General features: G+C 36.2%; 9 protein-coding genes and 1 other annotated feature. All 9 genes read right to left on the bottom strand.

What is annotated here, in order from left to right; translation table 11 throughout:
• Positions 1 to 113: 113 nt before the first annotated feature.
• Positions 114 to 602, bottom strand: coding sequence for a YqeG family HAD IIIA-type phosphatase (locus ISALK_RS14465; protein ID WP_160723552.1), 489 nt, complete (start codon positions 600 to 602; stop codon positions 114 to 116).
• Between the two features lie 39 nt (positions 603 to 641).
• A complete protein-coding gene (locus ISALK_RS14460) occupies positions 642 to 803 on the bottom strand; it encodes a hypothetical protein (protein ID WP_160723550.1) in 162 nt (53 codons plus the stop codon).
• 135 nt (positions 804 to 938) lie between these two features.
• Positions 939 to 1,472 (bottom strand): cell division protein ZapA, encoded by a 534-nt coding sequence (locus tag ISALK_RS14455; protein ID WP_160723548.1) that lies wholly within the window; start codon positions 1,470 to 1,472, stop codon positions 939 to 941.
• A gap of 67 nt (positions 1,473 to 1,539) precedes the next feature.
• On the bottom strand, positions 1,540 to 3,927 hold the full coding sequence (pheT, locus tag ISALK_RS14450) for a phenylalanine--tRNA ligase subunit beta (RefSeq protein ID WP_160723546.1): 2,388 nt from the start codon (positions 3,925 to 3,927) through the stop codon (positions 1,540 to 1,542).
• 67 nt (positions 3,928 to 3,994) lie between these two features.
• Positions 3,995 to 5,017 carry a phenylalanine--tRNA ligase subunit alpha gene (gene pheS / locus ISALK_RS14445; protein ID WP_160723544.1) on the bottom strand — a complete coding sequence of 341 codons (1,023 nt, stop codon included), beginning with the start codon at positions 5,015 to 5,017 and terminating at the stop codon, positions 3,995 to 3,997.
• A 58-nt stretch (positions 5,018 to 5,075) separates the two neighbouring features.
• Positions 5,076 to 5,317: a binding site (T-box leader), on the bottom strand.
• A gap of 68 nt (positions 5,318 to 5,385) precedes the next feature.
• Positions 5,386 to 6,195, bottom strand: a complete 810-nt coding sequence (locus ISALK_RS14440; RefSeq protein WP_160723542.1) for a TrmH family RNA methyltransferase — start codon at positions 6,193 to 6,195, stop codon at positions 5,386 to 5,388.
• A 200-nt stretch (positions 6,196 to 6,395) separates the two neighbouring features.
• The gene (rplT, locus tag ISALK_RS14435) at positions 6,396 to 6,755 is read right to left on the bottom strand and encodes a 50S ribosomal protein L20 (protein ID WP_160723540.1); all 360 of its coding nucleotides are present in this window, start codon (positions 6,753 to 6,755) and stop codon (positions 6,396 to 6,398) included.
• 31 nt (positions 6,756 to 6,786) lie between these two features.
• Positions 6,787 to 6,981: a 50S ribosomal protein L35 gene (gene rpmI / locus ISALK_RS14430; protein ID WP_160723538.1), complete on the bottom strand. Its 195-nt coding sequence runs from the start codon at positions 6,979 to 6,981 to the stop codon at positions 6,787 to 6,789.
• A gap of 24 nt (positions 6,982 to 7,005) precedes the next feature.
• The gene (infC, locus tag ISALK_RS14425; RefSeq protein WP_371724091.1) at positions 7,006 to 7,530 is read right to left on the bottom strand and encodes a translation initiation factor IF-3; all 525 of its coding nucleotides are present in this window, start codon (positions 7,528 to 7,530) and stop codon (positions 7,006 to 7,008) included.
• Positions 7,531 to 7,881: the final 351 nt, after the last annotated feature.

Genomic DNA, 7,881 nt, shown 5'->3' with positions numbered 1-7,881 from the left:
ATTTATCCTCTTTTTTTTTTGAATTTTTTTGAATTATTTTACTTATCCAAAAAAAATCAAAAAAACTGACTATAATATAGCCAGTTACTAAATTCTTATGAATGATATGTTGATTACTTTATAACTTTTTTAATTACACGCCTTTCAATCTTACGTACCAAGTTTGTCCACCAGAACTCCTTGCTTTTAATAGGTTTTACCAAAACCGTAATGAGTTCTAATCGATTACCACCGAGGACATCGGTAAATATTTGATCTCCAATTACTGCGGTGGTATCCTTGGTGGTTCCCAAAATTTTCATTGCAGCTAAAAAGTTTCTTTTCATGGGTTTCTTTGCTTGATAAATAAAGGGGAGATTTAACTCCTTTGAAAAATGCATTACTCTTTTTTTATTGTTGTTGGATACCAAACATACTTTAAAGTCCTGGGTCGATAAGCTATTTAACCATTCCTTCACTGCTAATGTAGGTAGCGAAGTATCCCATCCCACAAGGGTATTGTCAATATCAATAATCAACCCTTCTATGTTTAATTGTTTCAGTTCATCCAACTTTACATCATAGATAGAATTATAAAAAAAATCCGGTGTTAAAATTTTCAAACTCTCACCTCTATTCTTCTGTTATGTTTTTATAAAAAATTATTTTTTCTCTTTCACAGGAATAATTAATGCACTGAATACCCATACAAATCCCCCGATAATACCTGCAAATGAGAATTCTCCGTTGAGAAGGTATAAAAAAGCCGTAGCTATTATTGCAAAGATCAGACCGTGAAGCAATGGCTTCTTAGAATTTTTCATTGGTATGCTCCTTAGATATTATTTAGTAGACAGAAATAGAAATGTTTAATGAAATACTATTCAATAACAAACATAGATTTACAAAATACACATGAGGATCTACCCCTCATGCGTATATTGTAAATCCAGGGGTTTTTAAGAATCTTTCTGATGTTTTTCCAATTGTTTTCTAGCTTGAACCAACTTAATTTGATTTTCAAACAGTTTGTTTTGCAACTCGTTAATAATGTCTTCAGCTTTTTTGTTTTCTTCTTCTTGGTTTTTTACTTCTTGTTTTAATTCCAGCGTTTCAGTTTCATATTTTTCTTTAAATTTTTCCAGGTTACCATTGGTCCGTTTGAGTTCTTGATTCTGTTCTTCAAGGCGACTAAGGGCTGATTCCAGGTTTTCACATTTGTTTTTCATCTCTTCGAACTTGCGAAGAGGTTCTTCGTACTTTCCTTGCTCCTTCTCTAACTTCTCTTCCAGTTTTAAAAGTTCATCCGCCATATTAATACTCGTTAGTACTGCAATCATGGATGTACTTAAGCGCTGATTAGCCCCCCGCACTTCTTCCATTTTTTCGTCCACATAGTTTCCGACTTTTAACAAGTAATCCTTAGGTTCCAAACCTACAATGGGGTATTCTTGTCCGTTAATTTTAATTAACACTTTGTTTTTTTTATCCACTAATCCATCAACCCCTCTAAATAAAATGAAATACTGGTTTTAAAATATTATAACACAATACTTCAACCTATCTCAAACTTGCTCCTACTTTTTCTTCAAGATCTTTTAATACCTGGTCATGAACTTTATTAACTTCTTTTTCCTTTAAGGTCTTACTGAAATCACGATAAACTAAAGAGTAAGCAATGCTTTTTGAGCCTTTTTCAATTTGATCCCCTTGATATACATCAAAAAGTTCATAACTTTCTAAAATCCCTTCAAGATAAGGTTCGAAGACCTTTTCAATTTCTGAAATTTCAATATGATCCGAAACTACAATAGCAATGTCCCGTAGAATGGAGGGGTATTTTGGTAGGGGTTGGTACTTTTTCTCTAAAACAGCCTGATTTAGGATTTCTTCAAAGTCCATCTCTGCTAGATAACACCGTTCCTCAATTCCATAATTTCCTGTAATATTAGGGTGGACTTCACCGAACGTTCCAAGAAGCCTTCCTTGAGCATAAATATTAGCGCAGCGCCCGGGATGGAAAGTAGTGTGAAAAGGTTCTTTAATAAACTCTAACTTTTCGATCCTCAAGCTTCTTAGCATTTCTTCTATATTTCCCTTAATGCAATAGAAGTCCTCTTTTTCTCCATATATACCAATTACTAATTTAGGTTTTTCCAAGGGCAGGTTCCCCTCAGGATTTTTCCAAAAAGTTCTTCCTATTTCAAAGGCTTTCATTTTTGCATTTCCTTTTTTATAATTGCGTTCTAAAACTTCTAACATACTAGGCATTAATGTAGTTCTCATAACACTGGTCTCTTCACCTAAAGGATTTATAAGTTTAATAGTATCCTGAAGTGGTCGATCTTTGGAAATACCAATTTTAGAAATACTCTTAGGGCTTACAAAAGAATAGGTTAATACTTCATACAACCCTTGAGATTTTAGTGCGGTTTTAAGTGAGTTTTCCACCTTGGTTGACGGGTTAATCCCCCCTACAGTAATGGTAGCCTCAGGCATTGTGGAAGGAATTCGGTTGTATCCGTAAATTCTGGCCACTTCTTCAATATAATCCACTTCTTTTACCAAATCTTCTCGAAAACTGGGCGGGGTTACAGTTAGTACATCCCCATTACTAATAACTTGAACTTCCAAACTTTTTAGTATTTCCTCAATTTTTTCACCGCTAAAACTTGTACCTAACAACTGATTAACTCTGGAAACTCGAAGCTCTATAGAAGCTTCTTTAAAAGGCACGGGATATTCATCTGCAACACCCTCTAAAACCTCACAGTCGGTAAGCATTTGAATTAGTTGACTGGCCCGGTTAATGGCTGTTAAGGCTACTTCTTTATCTACCCCTTTTTCATAACGACTGGACGCTTCACTACGGAGATTTAATCGTTTACTGGTTTCCCTGATCCCATCAGGTGCAAAGTTTGCAGATTCTAACAGAATTTCTGTAGTGTTTTTATTAACTTCCGATTCAAGTCCTCCCATAACTCCGGCAATCGCCAAAGGTTTGGTCCCGTCAGTAATCATGGTTATATCCTTGTTAAGTGATCGTTCCATACCGTCTAAGGTTTTAAAAGTATGGTTTTCCTCCGCCCTTTTCACTACAATTTGTTTGCTGGGTATTTTTTCTAAATCAAAGGCATGAAGAGGTTGTCCATACTCGAGCATGACATAATTGGTAACATCTACAATATTGTTGATAGGCCGTATTCCAGCTTTCATTAAAAGGACCTGCAACCAATCCGGTGAAGGTTTTATGGCTATGCCCTTAAGTACTTTCCCGATATAGCGATGACAACCTTGGGCATCATCTACAGTTACAGATATTTCATCTTCCGTTCTTCTCTTCTCTTCGGAAAGTTGTATTTTAGGAGCAAGCATTTCGGTCTTTAAGGTTGCAGCAACTTCCCTGGCAAGTCCGATCATGTTTAAACAGTCGGGACGATTGGGAGTGATTTCAAATTCTAATATATCATCATTCAAGTCTAAAGCCTCTGCAAAGGGGATTCCCGGTTCATAGTTCCCTTCTAAAATCCAGAGACCCTCTTTCATATTTTCCGGTACAAGATTTTTAGGAAAACCTAGTTCTTCATGGGAACACATCATTCCTTCAGATATTTTCCCACGAAGATCTCCCTTTTCAATTACCAACCCTCCAGCAAGTTTAGCTCCTTCTAAAGCAACTGGAACATAATCATTTTCTTTAAAATTCTTAGCTCCTGTTACAATTTGTACATTTCTTTTCCCAATATTCACAGTAACTACAACGAGCTTATCCGCATTTTCATGGGATTCAATGTGTTCCACTTTTCCTATAACCACACCTTCACAGTGCTTTGATAAATTACGAATATCTTCAACGTTTGAACCGGACATTGTCATGCGATCCCTTAGTTCGGATGCTTCAACATCGATGTTCACATATTTCTCCAACCACTTTTTTGGTCCTAACATTTTACCGCCTCCTAAGTAACATTTTCAAATTTTCCGTAAGTTTTATTTTATAGATCGAACTTGTTTATTAGCGAAATTGTTGTAAAAAACGCTGATCATTCTCAAAAAACAAACGAATATCATCAATATCGTGTTTTGCCATGGTTATTCGGTCTATCCCCATACCAAAAGCAAATCCACTGTATTTTTCCGAATCTATTCCGCAGTATTCCAATACATTCGGATGCACCATGCCTGCGCCTAATAATTCAATCCAGCCGCTTCCTTTACACATACTACATCCCATACCGCCACATTTAAAGCAGGTAATATCCATTTCCGCGCTGGGTTCTGTAAAAGGGAAATGATGGGGGCGGAATTTCGTTTTAGTTTGAGATCCAAAAAAGCTTTTTGCAAAGATTTCCAAGGTACCCTTTAGGTCTCCCAGGGTAATATTTTTGTCAATAACAAGTCCTTCTAATTGATGAAACATCGGTGAGTGCGTAGCATCCGGGGTGTCATTTCTAAAACACCGTCCTGGGGAAATAACTCTAATAGGTGGTTTTGACTCTTTCATTACACGGATTTGTACCGGAGAAGTCTGCGTTCGAAGCACTAAGTTGTCAGTGATATAAAATGTATCACTTAGATCTCTTGAAGGATGATTTTTAGGTGCATTTAATGCATCAAAATTATTTTCAACGGTTTCTATTTCGGGTCCTTCTACGACTTTAAATCCCATGGAAATAAATATTTCTTCAAGATTTTCTACGCTTTGTCTTAAAGGATGAATGCTTCCTAGGGGAGATTTTCTACCCGGCATCGTGACATCGATTGCTTCTGCTGCAAGTTTTTCTTCTAAAGCCTTTGCCTCTAAAGCTTCTTTTGATTTTTTCAGTTCTTCGGTGATGTTTTCCCGAACTTTGTTTGCAAGTTCTCCAATAACCGGTCGTTCTTCAGGCGGTAATTTCCCCATTCCTCTTAGAATTTGAGTGATTTCTCCTTTTTTACCAAGATACTTCACCCTTAAAGCTTCCAAGTCTTTTAAGTTCTTGGCACTTTGAATTTCTTTGATTCCTTGTGCTTGAATGTTTTCTAATTTTTCTCTCACTGGAACTGCTCCCTTCTATTATCAGTTATTTTTGTATAACAAAAAAACTTCGCCCCCTGAAAGGGACGAAGTTACTCTCCGCGTTACCACCCTAATAGCATTGAAATACCAGGTTAGCATCAATCTAAACTGGATTTATTGCCACTTCATAAGATAACGGCCCGTACCGTCAAAGTCTACTGTGAATTCAACCTTGAAATTCAAGAGGGAAATTTCGGATTTGCGGAAGTGCTTTCAGCTAAACACTTCTCTCTGTTATTTTCTGTGCTAAATCCTATTATGCTCTATCATAATATATTTCTATATGAAATTTTATAGAACTTATTATATCACAGCCATTGGAAAAGGACAATCCTTCCTTATGATTTTCATACTATGCCACGTTTTTCTCGAGCCTTATAAAGTAGTATTCCCGACGCAACGGAAGCATTAAGGGAATCAATATTACCATATATCGGTATAATGATTTTCTCATCGGCTTGGTCCAGAAGATTCTTAGAGATTCCGTGACCTTCATTACCGATGATTAAGTTGATTCCCCCTCGATAATCTAACTCTCCATAGGTCTTTGTTGCAGATAAATCTGTTGCTATAACTTGTATTTTATTTATTTTTAAGAGGGAAAGCCATTCCATACCTTCGACTTCAACAATAGGTACATGAAAAATTGCCCCCATGCTAGAACGGAGAGCTTTATCTCCATAGGGATCTGTTGAATTTTTAGTAACCAAAATCAAATCCACCCCTGCAGCCTCAGCGGTTCGAATGATTGTCCCCATATTTCCCGGATCCTGAAGGTTTTCCAGGGTTACGATATAGGGATATTTTGGCAGTTTCCCCAAGGATTTTTCAAGACTATGTTCTTCTTTATGTATCACCGCTATAATCCCTTGAGGTGATTCGGTTTTTGCTATGGAAAGAAAAACTTTTTCTGTAACCCTTATTAGTTCAATATTTCTTATCCCGGAGTTCAACACTGATTCTTGATAAGTTTCATCTCCAATGTAATCCGATGATATAATAATGCTATCAATTTTTGCTCCATGTTCCAAGGCTTCGGCTACAATGCGTTTGCCTTCAATAAGGTACTTTCCAAATTTCTTTCGGTATTTCTTTTTATGCAGTGAACGGATTTCCTTAATTTTCGGGTTATCCAAGCTTTCTATAATATCCTTCAAAAGAATCACCTTATTTGCTTTGTATTTTTTTCTACTTTTTCCGGCTCCAAAGAGGATCAATCTAACATTTTTCGCAGGCATTCTTTTAGTACAGTAATGTCCAGTTGCTGTATTCGGAGGATGGTTATATTTTAAGTTTAGATATAGCTAAAGAGTCCTAGAAGGACTCTTTGTGTTAAATTGACAAGGTTTTTGAAAAATTAAACGTTTAGTTTTTCTTTTGCGGTATTTACTAATTGTGTGAAGCCTTCTTGGTCATTCACAGCCATGTCCGCTAACATCTTACGATTAATGTTTATATCTGCAAGCTTTAATCCATTCATAAATCGAGAATAAGAAAGACCGTTCAGTCTTGCCGCAGCATTGATTCTTGTAATCCAAAGTTTTCGAAAGTCTCTTTTTCTTAATTTTCTTCCTACATAAGCATGCTTTAAAGATTTCATTACGAATTGATTAGCCGGTCTGAAGAGTTTGCTTCTTCCACCTCTGAAACCTTTGGCTAATCGCAATATTTTTTTATGTTTTTTCTTGGCGTTAATTCCTTTTTTTACTCTAGGCATTTTAAATGTTCCTCCCTTTTAATTATCCTGTTTATTTTGCTATGAATTGGTCGATTCTTTTTTGGTCTCCCTTAGAAAGAATTGCCATTTTTCTAAGATTTCGCTTGCGTTTCGGAGACTTTTTCGCTAAGATGTGGTTAGCAAAAGCTTTTGCTCTTTTTAACTTTCCACTCTTGGTTCTCTTTAGTCTTTTTGAAGCTCCTCTATGGCTTTTCATTTTTGGCATGATTAATATCCTCCTTAATTTATACTAGGCTTGCTCTTTTTTCGGTGCAAGTACCATAATCATTTGGCGTCCTTCTAGCTTTGCAGATTTTTCCACAACGCAAACATCTTCAAGAGTCTTACGGAATTTTTCCATAATCTCATGACCTTTTTGTGTATTTTTCATTTCTCTTCCTCTAAAACGAAGGGTGACTTTCACCTTATCTTCATTTTTTAAGAATTTATGGGCTTGATTGGCTTTGATATTCAGGTCATGTTCCTCAATGTTCGGACTCAGTCGTACTTCTTTTACAGTAATAACTTTTTGTTTTTTCTTAGCTTCTTTTTCTTTTTTTGCCTGCTCGTACTTAAACTTGCCATAATCCATGATTTTGCACACCGGTGGTTTGGCTTTTGGTGCAATTTTCACCAGATCCAGTCCCCGTTCACTAGCTATTGCCTGGGCTTCTTTACCAGACATTACTCCCAGCTGTTCACCATCATCAGAAACCAATCGTACTTCTTTGTCACGAATTTCTTCGTTTAATTGCGTTCCTTTGTTTTCTTTAATTGTATAGCACCTCCTGTTAAAATAAAAAAAACGAATAGTTTAGATACTATTCGCCCCACAAAAATTGCTCTACAAAACCCATATTTGAGTTTGTGTCCAATTTTTATTTACCTTACGAACCATGGTTGTAAGGTGAGAAGCGAACCCTCTACTTTCTTTTAACTTGTATAAGTATATCAGTGGTTCGATCCCTTGTCAAGGGGTTTTCAAGAATCAAAATCAAACCTATGATCCATATATGATAATGTCTTAATATATCACAAGTGACTATGTCCCAAATACTATTAAATCTATTATAATAGAACCTCAGGACTAAGAAATGAGGTGGACATAATCAGAAAGGTAATATTA

This window comes from Isachenkonia alkalipeptolytica (assembly GCF_009910325.1).
Lineage (GTDB): Bacteria > Bacillota > Clostridia > Peptostreptococcales > T1SED10-28 > Isachenkonia > Isachenkonia alkalipeptolytica.
Note: the sequence above shows the minus strand (reverse complement) of the source record. Positions and strands in the feature narration are given on the sequence as shown.